17 protein-coding genes are annotated in these 18381 nt (G+C 65.8%); 4 read left to right on the top strand and 13 right to left on the bottom strand.

The window, feature by feature from the left end:
- The 3 genes from gltB to CTEST_RS00690 form a co-directional block, all read right to left on the bottom strand.
- The gene (gene gltB / locus CTEST_RS00700) at positions 1-4590 is read right to left on the bottom strand and encodes a glutamate synthase large subunit (RefSeq protein ID WP_047252102.1); all 4590 of its coding nucleotides are present in this window, start codon (positions 4588-4590) and stop codon (positions 1-3) included.
- A 97-nt stretch (positions 4591-4687) separates the two neighbouring features.
- The gene (locus CTEST_RS00695; protein ID WP_047252101.1) at positions 4688-5557 is read right to left on the bottom strand and encodes a PrsW family intramembrane metalloprotease; all 870 of its coding nucleotides are present in this window, start codon (positions 5555-5557) and stop codon (positions 4688-4690) included.
- Positions 5554-6153: a hypothetical protein gene (locus CTEST_RS00690; protein ID WP_144413183.1), complete on the bottom strand. Its 600-nt coding sequence runs from the start codon at positions 6151-6153 to the stop codon at positions 5554-5556. Before CTEST_RS00690 ends, CTEST_RS00695 begins: the two co-directional genes overlap by 4 nt.
- 43 nt (positions 6154-6196) lie before the next feature.
- Between CTEST_RS00690 and CTEST_RS00685 the strand changes: the two genes are divergently transcribed.
- On the top strand, positions 6197-8137 hold the full coding sequence (locus tag CTEST_RS00685; RefSeq protein WP_047252099.1) for a M13 family metallopeptidase: 1941 nt from the start codon (positions 6197-6199) through the stop codon (positions 8135-8137).
- A 13-nt stretch (positions 8138-8150) separates the two neighbouring features.
- On the opposite strand, the gene CTEST_RS00680 is transcribed toward CTEST_RS00685, so the two are convergent.
- Positions 8151-8768 (bottom strand): CG0192 family protein, encoded by a 618-nt coding sequence (locus tag CTEST_RS00680; RefSeq protein WP_047252098.1) that lies wholly within the window; start codon positions 8766-8768, stop codon positions 8151-8153.
- A 74-nt stretch (positions 8769-8842) separates the two neighbouring features.
- On the opposite strand from CTEST_RS00680, the gene CTEST_RS00675 reads away from it, so the two are divergent.
- The gene (locus tag CTEST_RS00675) at positions 8843-9751 is read left to right on the top strand and encodes an alpha/beta hydrolase fold domain-containing protein (RefSeq protein WP_047252097.1); all 909 of its coding nucleotides are present in this window, start codon (positions 8843-8845) and stop codon (positions 9749-9751) included.
- A gap of 6 nt (positions 9752-9757) precedes the next feature.
- Here the strand turns inward: CTEST_RS00675 and CTEST_RS00670 are convergent, their stop codons facing one another.
- Genes CTEST_RS00670 through CTEST_RS00640 form a run of 7 tightly spaced genes read right to left on the bottom strand, consistent with a single transcriptional unit; the run spans position 9758 to position 13880 of the window.
- A complete protein-coding gene (locus CTEST_RS00670; RefSeq protein WP_052844258.1) occupies positions 9758-10798 on the bottom strand; it encodes a YihY/virulence factor BrkB family protein in 1041 nt (346 codons plus the stop codon).
- The gene (locus CTEST_RS00665) at positions 10791-11063 is read right to left on the bottom strand and encodes an MGMT family protein (RefSeq protein WP_047254119.1); all 273 of its coding nucleotides are present in this window, start codon (positions 11061-11063) and stop codon (positions 10791-10793) included. The genes CTEST_RS00670 and CTEST_RS00665 overlap by 8 nt, the downstream gene beginning before the upstream one ends.
- On the bottom strand, positions 11056-11862 hold the full coding sequence (locus CTEST_RS00660; RefSeq protein ID WP_047252096.1) for a VOC family protein: 807 nt from the start codon (positions 11860-11862) through the stop codon (positions 11056-11058). The genes CTEST_RS00665 and CTEST_RS00660 overlap by 8 nt, the downstream gene beginning before the upstream one ends.
- Positions 11863-12156, bottom strand: a complete 294-nt coding sequence (locus CTEST_RS00655; RefSeq protein ID WP_047252095.1) for an RNA-binding S4 domain-containing protein — start codon at positions 12154-12156, stop codon at positions 11863-11865.
- A gap of 14 nt (positions 12157-12170) precedes the next feature.
- Complete coding sequence (locus CTEST_RS00650; RefSeq protein WP_047252094.1) at positions 12171-12500, bottom strand: heavy metal-binding domain-containing protein; 330 nt, start codon at positions 12498-12500, stop codon at positions 12171-12173.
- Positions 12497-13147 carry a LysE family translocator gene (locus CTEST_RS00645; protein ID WP_047252093.1) on the bottom strand — a complete coding sequence of 217 codons (651 nt, stop codon included), beginning with the start codon at positions 13145-13147 and terminating at the stop codon, positions 12497-12499. Before CTEST_RS00645 ends, CTEST_RS00650 begins: the two co-directional genes overlap by 4 nt.
- Before the next feature lie 10 nt (positions 13148-13157).
- Entirely contained in the window at positions 13158-13880 is a 723-nt protein-coding gene (locus CTEST_RS00640) for an SDR family NAD(P)-dependent oxidoreductase (protein WP_047252092.1), read from the bottom strand.
- 41 nt (positions 13881-13921) lie between these two features.
- On the opposite strand from CTEST_RS00640, the gene hrpB reads away from it, so the two are divergent.
- Positions 13922-16279 carry an ATP-dependent helicase HrpB gene (hrpB, locus tag CTEST_RS00635; protein WP_047252091.1) on the top strand — a complete coding sequence of 786 codons (2358 nt, stop codon included), beginning with the start codon at positions 13922-13924 and terminating at the stop codon, positions 16277-16279.
- On the opposite strand, the gene CTEST_RS00630 is transcribed toward hrpB, so the two are convergent.
- Both CTEST_RS00630 and CTEST_RS00625 read right to left on the bottom strand, forming a co-directional pair.
- Positions 16276-16503 (bottom strand): hypothetical protein, encoded by a 228-nt coding sequence (locus CTEST_RS00630; RefSeq protein ID WP_047252090.1) that lies wholly within the window; start codon positions 16501-16503, stop codon positions 16276-16278. The genes hrpB and CTEST_RS00630 overlap by 4 nt on opposite strands.
- Positions 16504-16528: 25 nt before the next feature.
- Positions 16529-17296, bottom strand: a complete 768-nt coding sequence (locus tag CTEST_RS00625; RefSeq protein WP_047252089.1) for a TSUP family transporter — start codon at positions 17294-17296, stop codon at positions 16529-16531.
- Positions 17297-17322: 26 nt separating this feature from the next.
- Between CTEST_RS00625 and CTEST_RS00620 the strand changes: the two genes are divergently transcribed.
- Entirely contained in the window at positions 17323-18378 is a 1056-nt protein-coding gene (locus CTEST_RS00620; RefSeq protein ID WP_047252088.1) for an AbrB family transcriptional regulator, read from the top strand.
- The last annotated feature ends 3 nt before the right edge of the window (positions 18379-18381 follow it).

Genomic DNA, 18381 nt, shown 5'->3' with positions numbered 1-18381 from the left:
TTAGTTCACTGCCTCCATGATCGCGGTGTTGACGTCGCGGCCTTCCCGGCTCGCGAGGTCGATGATGTCAAGAACTTTTCGGTAGTCGCGCGGCATGACTTTGACCAGGTCACGCGCCTGCCAGGTGGTGGTCGATCCGGTGAGCCGGATGTGCTCGTCGATGATGTGCTCCAGGAAGTCAATGTCGTCGGCAGAAAGCTTGTCGACGTCCACCATTTCAGCATTGATCTTTCGGTCCAGGTCGCCCACGGGGGCGAGGTAGGCGATGCCGCCGGACATGCCGGCGCCGAAGTTGTCGCCAACCTCGCCGAGGACGACGACGCGGCCGCCGGTCATGTATTCGCAGCCGTGATTGCCAATGCCTTCGACGACTGCCGTTGCGCCGGAGTTGCGAACGCAGAAGCGCTCGCCCACTGCGCCGGCGATGAAGATGTCACCACTGGTCGCGCCGAAGCCGATGACGTTTCCGGCGATGATGTCGGGATCGTTGGCATCGATCTGCGTCGGGGCGCTGTTGTGGGGGCGGACGATGATCCGGCCGCCCGAGAGGCCCTTGCCCACGAAGTCGTTGGCGTCGCCGACGAGGTCGAGGGTGAGGCCGCGGGGGATGAACGCGCCGAAGGAGTTACCGGCGGAACCGGTGAGTGACACGGCGATCGTCCCATCGGGTAGGCCATTGGCTCCGGCGGCGCGGGTAATGCGCGAGCCAGTCATGGTGCCGACGGTGCGGTCAACGTTGCGGATCGGGTAACGCAGGTGCACGGTCGGGGCGGGGCTGGAAGACATCCAGGCGGGGGCGTTGGAGCTGGAGGCGGCCGCGGCGGCATCGATCGTCAGCTGCGCATCGCGGATGATGCGCTCGTCGAGGATGCCCGCCAGCCCGTGCTCCTGGGTGCGGGTCTGGCGCACGTTCTGGTTGCGGAAGAAGGGCGAATCCGGGACCTGGAACACGGGGCTGAGGTCGAGGGTGGCCGCCCGCGGGTTGGCCTGGGTGAACGCCGCGTCGGTGCGCTGGCGCAGGACGTGGGCTTGCCCGACGGCCTCATCGATAGAGCGGAAGCCCAGCTCGGCGAGGTATTCACGGACTTCCTGGGCGAGGAAGGTGAAGAAGTTGACCACGTGCTCGGCCTGGCCGGTGTACTTCTTCCGCAGCTCGGGGTTCTGGGTGGCCACGCCGACGGGGCAGGTGTCGAGGTGGCACACGCGCATCATGATGCAGCCTTCGACGACGAGCGGGGCGGTGGCGAAACCGAACTCCTCGGCGCCGAGCAGGGCGGCGATAACAACGTCGCGCCCGGTCTTGAGCTGCCCATCGCATTGCACGCGGATACGGTCGCGCAGGCCGTTGAGCAGGAGGGTCTGCTGGGTTTCGGCCAGGCCGAGCTCCCAGGGGCCACCGGCATGCTTGAGCGAGGTCAGCGGCGAGGCACCGGTACCGCCGTCGTGGCCGGAGATGAGCACCACATCGGCATGCGCTTTGGACACACCCGCGGCGACCGTGCCCACGCCGGCCTCGGCGACGAGTTTGACGTGGATGCGGGCCTGCGGGTTGGCATTCTTCAGGTCGAAGATGAGCTGCGCGAGGTCCTCGATGGAGTAGATGTCGTGGTGCGGCGGCGGGGAGATGAGCCCGACACCCGGGGTGGTGATGCGCACCTCGGCGATCCAGGGGTAGACCTTGTTCGGCGGCAGTTGCCCACCCTCACCCGGCTTGGCACCCTGGGCCATCTTGATCTGGATGTCGGTGCAGTTGTTGAGGTAGTGGCTGGTCACGCCGAAGCGGCCGGAAGCGACCTGCTTAATCGCGGAGCGCTTCCAATCGCCGTTGGGTTCCACGGCGAAGCGGGCGGGGTCCTCGCCGCCCTCGCCGGAGTTGGACATGGCGTGGAGTCGGTTCATGGCGATGGCCAGGGTCTCGTGAGCCTCGGCGGAGATGGAGCCGTAGGACATGGCGCCGGTGGAGAAGCGGGTGACGATGTCGGCGATCGGCTCCACCTCGTCCACGCTGATCGGCGGCCGGTCGGAGGCGAATTCCATCATGCCGCGGATGGTGGCCAGGCGGCGCGATTGATCATCGACTGCGCGGGTGTAGTCGCGGAAGATGGTGTATTGCCCCGTGCGGGTGGCGTGCTGCAGCTTGAAGATGGTCTCCGGGTTGAAGAGGTGGTATTCGCCCTCGCGGCGCCACTTGTATTCGCCGCCAAGTTCCAGCTCGCGGTGGGCCAGCTCCTCCGGGCGGGGCAGGAAGGCGGTGCGGTGCCGCGCTTCGACATCGGCAGCCAGCTCACCGAGCCCGACTCCACCGATGGGGGAGGCGATGCCGCCGAAGTATTCGTCCAGGAGGTCCTGGGACAGGCCCGTGACATCCGCCAGTTGCGCGCCGCGGTAAGACGCGACGGTGGCGATGCCCATCTTCGACATCACCTTGAGCACGCCGGAGGTGGCGGCCTTGATGTAATTCGTGCAGGCCTCGTCGAGGGTGAGGTCACCGAGTTGGCCCTTCATCCGCAGCTCATCGATGGTTTCAAACGCCATGTAGGGATTGATAGCGTCAGCGCCGAAGCTGGTGAGCATGGCCAGGTGGTGGACCTCGCGGGCGTCACCGGCCTCGATGACGAGGGAGGCGCGGGTGCGGGTGCGCTCCTCGACGAGGTGCTGGTGCACGGCTGAGGTGAGCAGCAGCGAGGGGATCGGCGCGTAGCGCTCGTCGGATTCGCGGTCCGAGAGCACGATGAGGCTGGCACCATCGCGGATGGCGTCCGATGCTTCTCGACGCACGCGGTCAATCGCCTCGCGCATACCCGCACCGTGGTGCGCCACCGGGTACAAACCAGAGATCACGGCCGTGCGGAAGTGCTCCCACTCACCGTCATCGTTGGCGTGGCGGAGGGTGGCCAGCTGGTGGTTGTCGATCACGGGCCCTGCCAGGCGGATGCGGCGGGCCGCCTCCGAGGTGGGGTTGAGCACGTCCTTCTGCGCGCCCAGGAGGGTGTGCATGGAGGTGACGGGCTTTTCGCGGATCGAGTCCAGTGGCGGGTTGGTGACCTGGGCGAAGCGCTGCGCGAAGAAGTCATAGAGCATGCGGGGGCGCTGCGAGAGGGCCGCGATGGGGGTATCCGATCCCATGGAACCGATCGCCTCGGCGGCGTTGAGAGCCATGGGGGCGATGATGAGATCGACGTCTTCTTCCGTGATGCCGAAGACGCGCTGGCGCAGCACTGCCCGGTTGTGGGGCATGTATTCGTAGCGGGTCTGGGGGAGCTGCTCGATGGGGACGAAGTTCTCCCGGATCCACTGCCGATAGGGCTTGGCGTTGGACAGCGAGGACTTGATCTCTGCGTCGGGGACGATGCGGCCAGCGGCGGTATCGACGAGGAACATCCGGCCCGGTTGAACGCGGGTTCGCTTGACGATGTCCTTGGGGTCCAGGTCCAGCACGCCCGCCTCGGAGGCCATGACTACGAGGCCGTCGCGGGTGACCCAGATGCGCCCGGGGCGCAGTCCGTTGCGGTCCAGCACGGCGCCGATGAGCGTGCCGTCGGTGAAGGCGACGGCGGCGGGGCCATCCCAGGGTTCCATGAGGCAGGAGTGGTACTCGTAGAATCCCCGCAGCTCAGAGCTGATGGTGGGGTTGTGCTCCCAGGCCTGCGGGATCATCATGGCCACGGCGTGCGGGAGGGAGTACCCGCCGAGGTGGAGGAGCTCGAGTGCCTCGTCAAAGCGCGCCGTATCGGAGCCGTCCGGGGAACAGATCGGCAGGACCCGGTCGAGGGGGCCGAGCAGTTCGGAGTCGATGAGGGCCTCGCGGGCGCGCATCCAGTTCTCGTTGCCTTTGACGGTGTTGATTTCACCGTTGTGCGCGACGAAGCGGTACGGGTGGGCCAGCGGCCAGGAGGGGAAGGTGTTGGTGGAAAAGCGTGAGTGGACCAGGGCCATGGCGGATTCGAGGCGGGGATCGCGCAGGTCGGTGTAGAACTCGGCGAGCTGGGGCGTGGTCAGCATGCCCTTGTAGATCACCGTGCGGGAGGACAGGGAGGGGAAGTAGACGGTGTCTTCGCCGTGCTTGGTGCCCAGCTCGCGGGCGCAGCGCTTGCGGATGAAAAACATCACCCGGTCAAGGTCAATCCCGGTGCGGCGGCCCGCGGAGAGGAAGATTTGCTCGAAGTGCGGCATGGCATCGAGCGCCATGGAGCCGAGGTTGGTGGGATCGACGGGGACCTCACGCCAGCCGAGAACGGTGGCTCCCTCTTCCACGGCGATGGCCTCGATCTCGCGCTTGGCGTCGAACATGGACATGCGGCGGCGCGGAAGGAAGGCGATGCCCGTGGCATAGGCGCCGGCGTCGGGAAGCTCGACGCCCTGGGCGGCCATGACGGTGCGGTAGAAGCCGTCGGGGATTTGCAGGAGGATGCCGGTGCCGTCGCCGGTGTTTTTCTCTGCTCCGGCGGCTCCGCGGTGGTCGATGTTCTCCAAGATCTGGAGTCCTTTGTCCACGATGTCGCGAGACGGCCGTCCGTACATGTCAGCGACGAATCCGACGCCGCAGGCATCGTGTTCGTGCCCGGGTTGGTAAAGGCCCTGTCGTTCCATGAGAAATGCACCTCGCTTAGTTTTCTGACTATCGACCTATAGAAAACATCATGCGAGGCGCTCCGCGCAAGCGGATACCTGTCAATCGACCGCTTAATTACCCCCGGCTCAACGCCTCCACGCTCGACAGCGGCCGCTGAGTGAAGGAATAGCTGGTATCGGCCTTGCACAACCGATGAGCCCTGACCCACACCCAGATGACTATGGGATACATCACGGCGGCCACGACGATGTAGTTCACAATCAGCAAGACGTTCGACGGCCACATGAGATTCCAGGCGAAGTGGAGAGCGAAGGCCACAAATAGCCACCAGCCCGCGGTCATCCACCGCCACGCGGTCGACTTGTTCGCCGTGAATAGAGCCAGGCCCAACCCCCAACCGGCCAGCGCGGTAAAGACGATGTGCAAAGCGGGACCCACCACCAGGCGAACCCCCCAGAGGAAGAGCACGCCAGCAGTATCGGAATTGGCATCCAAGGTCGCCCCCATCGCGCCATACAAGGCGTTTTCCAAGGCCTCGAAACCCAGGCCCACCAGTGCGCCAGTCATCAGACCATGCCACGGCCGGTTAAGACTACGGAAGGCAAACAGGATGACGCCGACGCCGAGGAATTTGGCGATCTCCTCCGGGTAGGCCCCACCGAAGGATGCAGCCACGAGGTCCCACCCCGCCTTATCCACGAGGCTGGTCAGTGGGAAGCCGGCAATGAGGACGAAAATGAAGCTGACACCGCCGCCCCAAATAAGGCACGACGCCACCCATTTCCAGCCTGCTCCCACCCGATCCGGCCACATGGGAGACAAGCTCAGTAACCACACCACCAACAGGCAGTACAGGAGCAAAAACACAATGCCCAACGAGGCACCCACCGCGGAGGCGACGAAATTCGACGCAAGATAGAAAATGATGATGGGCAACCCAAGAATCACGCTGATAATGAGGGTCACCCGAAACAGCATGCTCATAGCGCAACCCTCTCCGCCGGAACGTCCCACGGAGTTCCTGGCTCCAGGTAGTAAATTTCGTCCTCGATGAACCACGGCAACTCCATGCCGCCGCTAAGTTCCCCCCACACCTCATTGACCAAGGGCAACGCATCCGGACCGGTGGGTAGAACCACCACCATCGTCAGGTTCTCCTGCTCCCCACTGCCCTCCAGGGAGATGCCGACGTTGCCCCTCCGGTCGTCGATAAGCATCCTCGCATCACCGTCCTCCCACACCGGCGCTTCCTCCGGCGGGAAGAACATAGTGAGCGCTCGCATCATGCGACGCAACGTCCGCTCAGGATCCGTGCCACCTTCAACAACGATCGTCTGAATATTTCCCTCCGGACACGACCAATAATCGCCATTAATGATGTCCGAGTTGTCCAGGCATTCCATGTCCAACGGAATCTTCCATTCCACCCCGGTCATTCGCAGTTCTACCTGCTCCATCCGTTCGACCTTGGGAACGAAATGGTTGAGGACCAGCGGGATGCTCATAATGATGGCGGCCGCCCCGAAGAGGGCGAACCACCAGTAGCGGCTCACCGCCGGTTTCAGTCGATAGGATGACATGGTTTCCAGACTATCGTGGCGCGGCTCACCTAGAGTTGGGAGCATGAACGATCTGTACGCCTACGTCAATGGTCCCTGGCTTTCCACCCACGTCATCCCCGACGATCGGGGCGTGGACGGCACCTTCCACCGGCTTCGCGACGACGCCGAGGCCGACGTCCGCGCCATCGTCGAGGAGGACACGGGGCGCGCCGGCCGCCTCTTCGACTCCTTCATGGACGTCGAGGGCGTCAATGCCGCTGGCATGGCACCCCTCGACGCCGACTTAGACAAGCTCAGCACCCCCAACGTCACTGCCTTCGCCGGTCGCCTCGGCGAATTGGAGCGCCTCGGCGTCGCCGCTCCCCTCACCTTCTGGGTGGAAAAGGCCTCCGACTCCGAGGACGCCATCGCCTACCTCATCCAATCGGGCCTGGGCCTGCCCGATGAGGCCTATTACCGCGAGCCCGGCCACGCGAAGACCGTCACCGCCTACCGCCACCACATCATCGAGATGCTCGGTTTCCTCGACCCGGCGCGCCTGTTCGGCCTGAGCCCCTCCACCGCCGCTGACCGCATCCTCGCCCTGGAGACCGAGATCGCCGCCGGGCACTGGGATGTCGTGTCCACCCGTGACGCCGTCAAGACCTACAACCCAACGGCCTGGGACGAGCTGCCCACCATCATCCGCACCCTCCTCGCCGGCGCCGGACTGCCGGACCACAAAGTCGTGTCGATGATGCCCAGCTACGTCACGCACCTGTCCGGTTTGCTCAGCGACGACCGTCTCGCCGACTGGCAGCTCTGGGCCACCTGGCACATCCTGCGCTCCCGCGCCGGAGTCCTCCCCACCGAGGTCGGGGCAAAGAACTTCGAGTTCTACGGCACCCTCCTGTCCGGCGCGACCCAGCAGCGCGACCGCTGGCGCCGAGGCGTCGGGCTCGTCGAATCACTCGTCGGGCAGGAGATTGGCAAAATCTTCGTCCAACGCCACTTCCCGCCCACCTCCAAATCGGAGATGCTCGAACTCGTGGATTACCTCATCGAGGCCTACCGCGCCCGCATCACCGACCTGTCCTGGATGACCGCCGAAACCCGCGAACGGGCGCTGGACAAGCTCGACCAGTTCAAAGCAAAGATCGGCTACCCGGACGTGTGGATGTCCTACGAAGGCCTGGAATTCGGCCCCACCGGCGCCGACCTCCTGGCCAACGTCCGCGCCGCCTCCGCCTTCCTCCAGGACTACGAGCTGGGCAAGATCGGCAAACCCGCCGACCGGGACGAATGGTTCTCCACCCCCCAAACTGTCAACGCCTTCTACAACCCGGTGGTTAATGACATCACGTTCCCCGCCGCCATCCTCCGGGCCCCCTTCTACTCCCCCGACATGGACGCCGCCGAAAACTTCGGCGCCATCGGAGCGGTCATCGGCCACGAGATCGGCCACGGCTTCGACGACCAAGGCTCCCAATACGACGGCCGCGGCAACCTCAACTCCTGGTGGAGCGACGCCGACCGTGACTCCTTCACCGAACTCACCGACCAACTCGTCAGCCAGTTCACTGGCCTCGTCCCCTCCATCCTGCGCGAACGCGGCATCGAATCAGACGGAGTCAACGGCGAATTCACCCTCGGGGAAAACATCGGTGACCTCGGCGGCCTCGGCATCGCCGTCGTTGCTTACCAGCGCTACCTCGCCGATCACGGACTCACCTTCGACACCTCCCCCACCATGGAATTCGAGGCCGAAGGCTCCGACCCCGACCTCACCGGGCGCACCTTCAACGGACTCCAGCGCCTCTTCCTCTCCTGGGCACGCGTCTGGCGCACCGCCATCCGCCCCGAACAAGCCCAGCAGTACCTCGCGATCGACCCCCACTCCCCCGCCGAGTTCCGCTGCAACGTCATCGCCGGCAACATCGACGAGTTCTACCAGGCCTTCCCCTCCGTCGGCCCCGATTCACCGATGTGGATCGAGCCCGAGAAGCGCGTGACCATTTGGTAGGTACGCCGAGCGGCTAGTCCAGCCAGTTCAGCTCCCCCACGACGCGCTGTTCTTCCGGCATCGCGGGTAGCCAACCGATGAGGTTCATGCGGGAGGTGTTGTGCCCGGTTTGGGTGGATTCCATCCGGCGGAGGAGGTGCGGAAGGCGGAGCTGGAAGGACTTCCGACGGCCGTCGATAAGCACGGTGCCCACTGCGCGCTGGCGCGTGACCTCCAACAGTTTCACCCCGCCCACCTCGACGTTTCCGGAACCGGAACCACGGATCGACAGGACGGGTGGGACGCCGTCGGAGCGGGCGGCTTCATTGTCGCCTTCGAGGATGCAGCGGATGAATTCGGCGACGGCGACGGGATCGCCAAGCGCGTTGGAGACCCATCGTTTGCCCAGCACGCTGTGTTCCATGGTGGTGAGGGTGTGCTCGGCATCGATCTCGGCGCCGCGGTAGGTGAGAGGGATTTGTACGCTGCGGCCGTCGATGTCGGAGCCAACGAGCACTTCGATGCCGACTTCTCCGTCTGGGTCGACGAGGCGATAGCCGCCGAGGAGGGTGACCACGCCGCCGAAGCGGGCAGCAATGTCATCTTTGCCGGGGCTTAGTTCTGCATTGTAGATTTCTGCGATTCCGCTCATGACAGCACTCCTTGGTAGGTGATGCGGCAACTATTACTGCCAGGGTAGTCCTTTCGGGCACTAGGCTGGTCGCCATGAACGAAAATTCCCGCACGCCCGAGCAAGAACGCGAGCAAGAAGAAGCCCAGTTCCGCGCCGATTTTCAGGTCGGTGGTGTTGATCGGACGATGACGCAGGAAGAGCAGCTCGAGCAGCTGTACTCCTACCTGGATGCCCATTATGAGCTGCCCGATTTCACACCACCGTGGAAGGGTGGCGCGGGTGATCCGGACCCGGCGGATAATTACATTGCTCGTCTGGGGGATCGCACGACGCATGCCGCGATGCTCATGCTCGGTTCCGGTCTTGATCAGTCGATGCCGGGCAATTCCTGGGTGGAGGGCATTGAGACGGAGGAGGTGTCGGAGGTCGGTGGTCGGTTGTTTATTCCGCCGGAGCCGACGGGCAAGTGGGGGTTGAGTTTCCATTCGGGTGGCTGGTGGCGCGGTTCGGGCGATGCGCTGGAGATGGCGTGGCGGCCGGAGGTCGCGGCGGCGGCGATGCGTTCGGGGACGATCATCCTCGATGTGGATTATCCGCTCGCCCCGCAACACACGCTCGCGGAGATGAATGACCTGGTGGCGCAGGCCGTCGGGGTGGCTAAGCACCACAACGCGGTGTCGATCGCGGGCTGGGGTTATTCTTCCGGCGCCGCGTTGGCGGCGATGAATGCCCAGCTTTTCGATGCCCTGGTGCTTACCTTCCCCGATCTCGCGTCGGTCGCTGCCCTCCCGGATGAGATCCGCGCTGGCGCCGCGATCCCCGCGGCCGACACGTGGCCGAAGACTCTCGTGCAGATCGCCCTGCAGGATGAGATCGCTGCCCGCCCCGCCGACGTCGGTGCTGCGGAGGTCGTGGAGTACGTCTCCCGGCACCGGGTGTCCACGCCGGAGGTGGCTCGGGACAAGATTGCCGACGTCGCCGCGTTCCTGCGGTCCGTCTAACGCCAGCTAGTCCGCCCCGAGGGATTCCTCCCGCAGTTCCCGCCCCCGCTCGATGACCATTTCTTTCGTCTGGTCTTGGCGCTCCAGGGCGCGGGTGCTGCGGAGCGGGAGCTGGATGTTTTCTTCTGCCACCACGCCTTCGCGCAGCTGGCGGGCTCGCTCAACTTCGGCGTCGACGGTCACGCCCAGGAGCAGGGAAATGTTGCCGCCCCACAGGGCAAAGAGCAGGGCCAGGACGGTACCGATCGCACCATAAGAGCTCAACCCGGTGAGGAAGAGCAGGTAGAGGTAGAAAGCTCCGCTGACCAGGGCGAGGCCGACCATGGCCACGCTCGCTCCGAGGCTGAGCCACCGAAAGCGCGGCTGTTTCACGTTCGGGGTGAAGTAGTACAGCACGGCGATGAGGACGATGGTGAGGAGGACGATGACCGGCCAGCGAACCCACACCCAGATCGGCAGGAAGACGCTGAGCAGGTAGTCGAGCACATTGGTCAGCCCCAGCGGTTCGGCGATGGGGCCCAACACGGTGGACACCACGACCTCGTTGAGCGCGATGGAGGAGGCGATGAGCACCATGCCCAGCAGCAGGACCAGGGTGGTTGCCAGTTGCGTGGCAAAGTTGCGGATGAGGGTCCGGCCCTCCCGCAGCCCGTAGATGCTGTTGACGCAGCGGGAGAACGCCCGCACGTAGGCCGACGCCGACCACAGGGCGACGAGGATACCGGCGATGAGGCCCATGACGCCGCCCGCTGCCGTGCCGATGACCATCATGACGATCTCGCGGACTGTCTCCTGGTAGGTGCCGGGGACGTAGTCGCGGATGAAGTCCGCCAACAGCGATTCCACGAGGTCGGCGTTGTTGGCCAGGAATAGCGTGGCGATGGAATACGTCGCCAGCAGAGTGGGGGCGAAGGACAGCACCGTGAAAAAGGTGAGCATGGCGGCTTTGTCCAGGCTGCTGTCCAGCCAGAATTCGCGGATCGCCCGGCCGCAGGCGTAGCTCCAGCCCCCGTCTTTGAGCGACGGGCGCGGAGAATCTTTAGTCATGCTGCCAGCGTACAGCGCACCCGGTATGCGAAATTCCTTCTGCATCCCAGTGCGGTACGGAGCGGGCGGGGTCGTGCGAAGAGCCATCGGCGCGCACCACCCGCCACCAGGCGGTCAGGTGCCCGACCTCAGCCAGCACCCGGCCGACCTGCCGCGGGCCGGTCCCGACCTCGGCGGCGATCTCACCGTAGGTGGTCACCTCGCCGGGAGAAAGCTTATCGACGGCCGCGAGCACCGCCTCCTGCACATCCGTCAGCTTAGAGATCAAAGCCTTCGAGCGGGTCGGACTCCCGCCCCTCTTCCACGGGCTCGTCGACCTCACACAGGGTGAGGGTCGCTCCGGTGGAATCGGCCACCAGGCACATCCGGCCGAATTCGGAATCCCAGGGCTCGCGGATCACCTCGCCGCCGAGCTCGGGGACCTTGGCCACAACGGCATCCAGGTCGAGGACGCCTAGGTAGGTCTGCCAGAAGCTGGGAACCTGCGGCGGGAAGTTACCCTCCGCCTTCCACATCCCCGCGAAGGCCGCACCATCGACCATGGCGGTGGTGTACGTGAAGTCTTCTCCCGCCCCCATGGACACCAGGTCCCAATCAAACAGGCCGTGGTAGAAGTCAATGGCCTTATCAAAGCCGGTCGTGGCGGTGAGTTCGTGCCACACCGGGGTGCCGGGCTCGCCAGCAGCGACGAAGGAGTCCTCGCCGGCCGGTTCAATGAGGCCGAACAGCGCCCCAGCGGCGTCGACAAGCACAGCCATGCGGCCGAGCTGGACCTCCGCGGGCTCCGCCAGCACGCGCCCACCCAGGTCGACGACCTGGGTGATCTGCTCCTCCAGATTGTCCGCCAGGAAGTAGGTGATCCACGTGTCGGGCATCGGGGCGCCGTCGGCGGGCTGCGGGATGAAACCCGCGACCGGCAGACCTTGCACGCGGGCAACGCGGTAATCCTCGCCGCTGATCTCCCAGCCGAGGATCTCCGAATAGAAGGCGGCCGACTTACGCACGTCGGAGGTGGTCAGGTCGATCCAATACGGCATTCCGCCGATGGCCTCAAAAGCCGGCATTTAGAGGTTTCTCCACTTCTCGGGGTCAAAATCGTCGTTGGCGGTGGCTTCATCGAAGTAGTCATCCTCGCCGCTGACCTCAGTAGTCACGCGCGCGCACGCATCGCCCAGGCAGACAACATCGCCATCACGCAGCGTCTTCCCACGGCGGGTATCCACCGTCCCATTGACGGTGACATCCCCGGCGGCGATGACTTCTTTCGCCTCCCCGCCGGTGGCCACGAGGTTGGCCAGCTTGATGAACTGGCCTAGTTTGATGGACTCGCTCCGAATGGCTACGTCTGCAGCGTGCATGCGGGCCAGTCTACTTACCCCTCCGGTGCAATCGTCACCGCGGTGCCCGTGGCCGAGACCATCATCATGCCGTTGTCCGCGCCCATCACCTGGTAATCCACATCCACGCCGATGACAGCGTTCGCCCCGAGCTCCTGAGCGCGCTGGACCATCTCGGACAGGGCGGACTCGCGCGCCCGGAACGCTTCCTTTTCATAGGATTCGGAGCGCCCGCCGACGAGGTTACGGAATCCCGCCGCGAAGTCTTTCAACGCGTTGATGCCGACGATGGTTTCCCCGGCGACGACGCGCAGGTACTGGGTGACGTGGTAGCCGTCCACGGACGGAGTGGTGGTGACGATCATGTCAACGATGATACGACTGCCTGGCCACCCTCGACCACCATGAGAATTCCCAGGCCGATGAAGATGATGCCGGTCACGATGTCGATGATCGCCGAGTGCTTGGCAATCCGCGCCGCCATCGCCCGCACCCCCAGGGCAAAGCCGACGAACCACGCGATGCCGGTGATGACCAGTGTGGCAACGATGAGCACCGCCCAGCCCGCCCCCATGTCGGGGCGGACGAACTGGGCGAAGATGGCACCGAAGAATAGCAGCGCCTTCGGGTTGGCCAGGTTGGTGGTCAGGCCGAGCACGAGGGCGCGCAACGGGGCCATCGCCTCTGCTTCGGCACCAGTGGCAGCCTGAACACGCATGCCCCGCGCCGCCCAGCCGCTGCGCACCGCACCGATTCCCATCCGCAGTAGATACAGACCACCGAGCAACTGCAGGGCGGTGAGAATCTGCGGGTACGCGGCCACGAGGGCGGACAGGCCCAGCAGGGAGGCGAGGATCCACAGGGCATTGCCCACCATGATGCCGAGCGCGCACCACACGCCCGCGGCACGGGAGCGGGACCCGACGCGGATGAGCTGGACAATGTCCGGTCCCGGGGAGACGATCGCCGCAATCCACACGACGAGCAGGCTGGCGAAGCTAGAGATAGTCACAGGGGGAAATCTACGCCTGGTCCCGCGGCATGATGTTCATCGTGTCGATGTTCATATGCGCCGGCAGCGACGCCACCCAGCGGATCGCCTCAGCGATGTCCTCCGCCGTGAGGTTGAGCTTGTCGGCGTACACGGCCTCTGCCTTGGCGGTATCACCCTTGAAGCGAACCAGCGAGAAGTCCGTGGACACGCGGCCCGGATCGATCTCGGTGATGCGGATGGGGTTGCCCACCTCCTCCATCCGAAACGCCCTAGTCAGGGCCCGCAGGCCGAACTTGGCGGCGTTGTACCCGGACCCACCCGGGTAGGCGTTGAACGCCGCCACGGAACCGATGTTGATGATGAGGCCGGCGCCGCCCTCGGCGGCGTCGAGAAGCGGCAGCAATGCCTTGGTCACCCGGACGGTGCCGAGGACGTTGGTGTCATACATCGTCTGCCAATCCTCCAGATCGGCCTCGCGCAGACTATCCAAGCCCAGGGCCCCACCAGCGTTGTTAACCAACAGGTCCACGCGGTCGAGCCGTGCCGCGAAGGCAGCTACCGACTCATCGCTGGTCACGTCCAATTCGATGGCCTCGCCGCCCGTGCGCTCCGCGACCTCGCGGATCTTGTCCACCCGGCGGGCCGCGACGACAACGTGCCAGCCATCCGCCGCGAGGGCGTCGGCCGCGGCGGCGCCGATTCCCGAGGAGCCTCCGGTGATAACAGCTACTTTCTTCTCTGCACTAGTCATGGCTTCGATAGTGACACAAACACCTGACACAATGGGGCCTCATGAGCTTCGATCTCGCCCGGATCGGCGCTGGCCTGCCCGTCGCGGAGACGATTGACCAGCTGCCCGCGCTGCTGGCCCGCACCAACCGGGCCGTCATTCAGGCACCGCCTGGCACGGGTAAGACGACGCTGGTGCCGCCCGCACTGGCCAACCACACCCAAGGAAAAATACTGGTCACGGCGCCGCGCCGGGTCGCGGTGCGCGCAGCTGCGCGCAGGCTTGCTCACCTGGATGGCAGCGAGCTCGGTGATCGCGTGGGCTTCAGCGTCCGCGGCGAGCACCATCCGGGCAGCCTCGTGGAATTCATGACCCCGGGCGTGTTGCTGCGCAGGCTCATGTCCGATCCAGAGCTCAGCGGCATCAGGGCCGTCGCAGTCGATGAGGTCCACGAGCGCCAGCTCGACTCCGACCTAGTCTTGGGCATGCTCCTGGAGTTGTCGGAGTTGCGCGATGATCTGGCCGTGGTGGCGATGTCCGCCACCGTCGATGCGGAGAAGTTCTCTGGCCTCATGGACGCACCCGTCCTGGAGACCGCCGCCGTGACCTACCCGCTGAGCACCCAGTACGCTCCGCATCCGGGCCGCGCGGCTGGCACGCGGGAGTTCTACGATCACCTGGCCCAGCTCGCGCAGGGGCACGCCGATTCGGTGCTCGTGTTCGTGCCTGGCGTCCACGAGATCGAGCAGGTCAGAGCCCGCATCCCCGACGCCTTGCCGTTGCACGGCTCGCTGAGTTCCGCCGACCAGGACCGCGCCTTGGCTCCCAGTGATACCCCCCGCATCATCGTTGCGACCTCGATCGCCGAGTCCTCTCTCACCGTCCCCGGCGTCCGCGTCGTCATCGACTCCGGCTTGTCCCGCGTGCCCCGGCGCGACGCCGCCCGCCGGATGACCGGCCTGGTCACCGTCTCCGCGGCGCAGTCGACGGCGGATCAGCGCGCCGGCCGCGCGGGCCGCGAGGGCCCCGGCACCGTCATCCGCGCCTACTCGCACTCCGATTACCAGCATTTTTCACCCCACATCACCCCGGAGATCGCCACCTCGGACCTCACGCAGGCGGCCCTCACCCTCGCGGTGTGGGGCACGCCGCGCGGGGTCGGCCTGCCGCTTGCCGACGCCCCTCCGTCCCCCGCCTTCGACGCCGCCGAGGACGTGCTGCGCACCATCGGCGCTATCGCCGCCGATGGGACGGCCACGGGGCTCGGCCGGCGCCTCGCCGCCCTGCCCGTCGACCCCCGCCTCGGGCGCGCCCTGCTCACCGCTGGGCCCGCATCGGCGGAGGTGGTCGCCGTGCTTGCCGACGCCCCGCGCGGCGACATCAGTGCGCAGCTGCGCACCCTGCGCGGGCAGCGGCCTTTCGACCGGGAAGTAGCCAGGCTGCGCCGCTTGACCTCGGGAGGTAGCGGGGTCACCGACCCGGGGATCATCACCGCCTTGGCTTTCCCCGACCAGGTAGCCCGGCGCGTCGGCTCCGATTACTTGTTGGCCAGCGGCACCCGCGCGTATCTCCCACCGGATTCCGCCCTGCAGGGCGCCGAGTGGCTGGCCATCGCCGAGGTCACCCGTGCCGCCGGGTCGTCCCGCGAGGGGCGCGCGGGGGCGACGATTCGTGCGGCGGCGCGGCTGAGTGAGCAGCAGGCCAGGGACATCGTTGGCCTCACGGAGGAGGTCACGGCGACCGTCGAGGGCGGCCGTGTCCGTGGCCGGAAGCTCAGCCGCCTCGGGGCAATCACGGTGAGCTCCACCCCAGTGGCCCTGCCCCCGGAGAAAGCTGCGGAGGCGCTGGCCGCGACCGTCAGCGAGCGGGGGCTGGAGATGTTCCATTTCTCCGACAAAGCTCAGCACCTACGCGATCGCCTGGAGTTCCTTCACGAGCAGCGCGGTGCCCCGTGGCCTGATCCCGGCCACGCCGACCCCGCGATGTGGCTCATGCCGGAGCTGACTGCGGTGGCCAACGGGGCGCAGCTGAGCAAGGTCGACATGTACCCCGCCTTGCAGCGGTTGCTGCCCTGGCCCGAAGCCGGGCGGCTGGATGAGCTCGCGCCGACGCATTTCCTCGCCCCCAGCGGGCATCGGCACCGGATTTCCTATGACACCCACCGGCCCGTGGTCCGGGTCAAGCTGCAGGAGTGTTTCGGGCTGGCCGCCTCACCGGAATACTCCGGCGTGCGCCTGCTGTTTCACTTGCTCTCCCCCGCGGGGCGTCCGCTCGCGGTCACCGATGACCTAGCGAGCTTCTGGTCTGGCCCCTATTCCCAGGTCCGCGCGGAGATGCGCGGCCGCTACCCCAAGCACCCGTGGCCGGAGGATCCGTGGACGGCCCCGGCGACGGCGCGAGTGAAGAAGCGGAAGGATTAACCCTCGAGGAGGCGGAACCCGGCGGGCAGCTCCGCGCCATCGTATGCTCCGGCCGCGCGGGCAAGCGTCGGAAGGACATCGGGGCTGGCGATGATTTCCACGCCCAGCTCGCCGTACACCTGCGCCAAGAACAGCTCCCGGGAGATGAAATCCAGAGTTGCGTTCACATCTCCGGCGAGCTCTTCGGGAGCTCGAACCTGGTGGCAATCAACTTTGATGGTCATGATCTCAACCTAAAGTTCGGTCCTGTTAACGACCTGACAGCTGCTGCCACGCCAGGTAGGAACTCATGACCACCACCACGACGAGGAGGGCAACGCGCACCAGACGCGCCCCGCCACCAATGATGGTGCGCGCGCCCAGCTGCGCACCGATGATGTTGGACACGGCCAGCGCCAAGCCCAGCTGCCACCACACGTGGCCACCCCACGCGAAGACAACCAAGGCACCAAGGTTGGTCGCCGTGTTGACCACCTTCGCCATCGTCGCCGAGCGGAGGAAATCCTGCGACAACAGCGCCGTGAACGCCATGATGAGGAACATGCCCGTGCCGGGGCCGAAGATGCCGTCATAGAAAGCGATGGCCGCCACCGCGACGAGCACTGCCCACCGCCGCCACGTCCCCACGGGCTTCTCGCTGGGGGTGCCCTGTCCGAAGGACGGGCGCAACGCGACGAAAGTACCCACCGTCAGAAGAAGGACGATGATGATGGGCCGCATGACGGCGGCGTCGATAAGCGCGGCGGACGCCGCTCCCGCCCCCGAGCACAGCGCCGCAATGGGCACGTACCGCCAGGTGATCGGCGCTTTCACCTTGCGCACGAGGGTGACCGTCGCGGAGGCGGTACCCGAGACCGACACCAGCTTGTTCGTGCCCAGTGCCGTGGCCGGGGCAAGCGCGGGGACCGTGGCCAGCAGCAGGGGGATCATGATGAGGCCGCCACCACCGATGACGGCATCGATCCACCCGGCGACGGCAGCACCAGCGAGAAGCGTTATCCAAATCTCTGCACCCATAGAACTAAAGGGTAGGGTGCACAGTCATGAACAAGGTAGCAACGCGCTGGCTCATCGTTGCTCCCTGCTCCTTTGTGCTGGGCGCCCTCTTTGCCTGGTGGAACGTACCCGCAGCGTGGATCCTCGCGGCGATCATCGTCTCCGGCGCGATGGCGCTGATCAGCGGAAAGGAGCTCCCCCTCAACGAGGGATTCTACCGATTCGGCCGCGGCATCATCGGCATGCTCGCCGCTCTCCCCCTCGTCGGCGTGCCGCTGGGAGTGCTCGGCGGTTACCTCATTCCGGGGTTGCTCGTCTCCGTGGTCACCCTGGGAATTGGCATCGGCGGCGGCCTGCTGCTGGCCTCCCGTGAAAAAACGGTCAGCCCCGAAACCGGCATCCTCTCCATGCTCGCCGGCGGGTCCTCCATCATGCCGGTCCTCGCGCGCGAGGTGGGTGCTGATTTCCGGTTCGTCGCCCTCGCCCAGTATCTCCGCCTGCTCGTCGTCTCCCTCTCATTGCCACTGATCACGGCATTGTTTTCCACGCCCTCCTCGGGTTCTGCGGCCACCGGCAGCAACCAGGTGTGGTACCTCATGATCGCCATCGCGCTCATCGCCTTCTTCGGCGAGAAGATCGGTCGGCTCGTTCGCCTGCCGGTGCCCAGCGTGCTCGGGCCGCTGCTGATCACGGTGGGGGTCTCGCTGCTACTGCCCGACGGCTTCACCCTCACGCCGCCGGACCTGTTCCGCATCCTCGCCTTCCTGGCCATCGGCTGGATGTGCGGCGGCGCGCTGTCCATGCCCGCCCTCAAAGCCTTCGGCCGTCAGCTCCCCGCCACGGTGACCTTCATCGTTGTCATCATCGGGGCCTGCGCGCTCACCGCGTGGCCGCTGACCCACTGGTTGGACATCTCCTACTTCGAGGCCTACCTCGCCACCAGCCCAGGCGCACTGGAAACGGTCCTCGCACTCTCCAGCGAAGGTGGAGCCGGGCCGGTCGTCGTCGCCATCCAGCTCATCCGCTTGCTGGCCGTGCTGCTCATCGCCGGGTGGTTGCCGCAGCTCATCCGGTTGATCACGCGGAGACGCGATAAAGACTAAGGT

The sequence above is a fragment of the Corynebacterium testudinoris genome (genome assembly GCF_001021045.1).
GTDB classification, from domain to species: domain Bacteria; phylum Actinomycetota; class Actinomycetes; order Mycobacteriales; family Mycobacteriaceae; genus Corynebacterium; species Corynebacterium testudinoris.
Note: the sequence above shows the minus strand (reverse complement) of the source record. Positions and strands in the feature narration are given on the sequence as shown.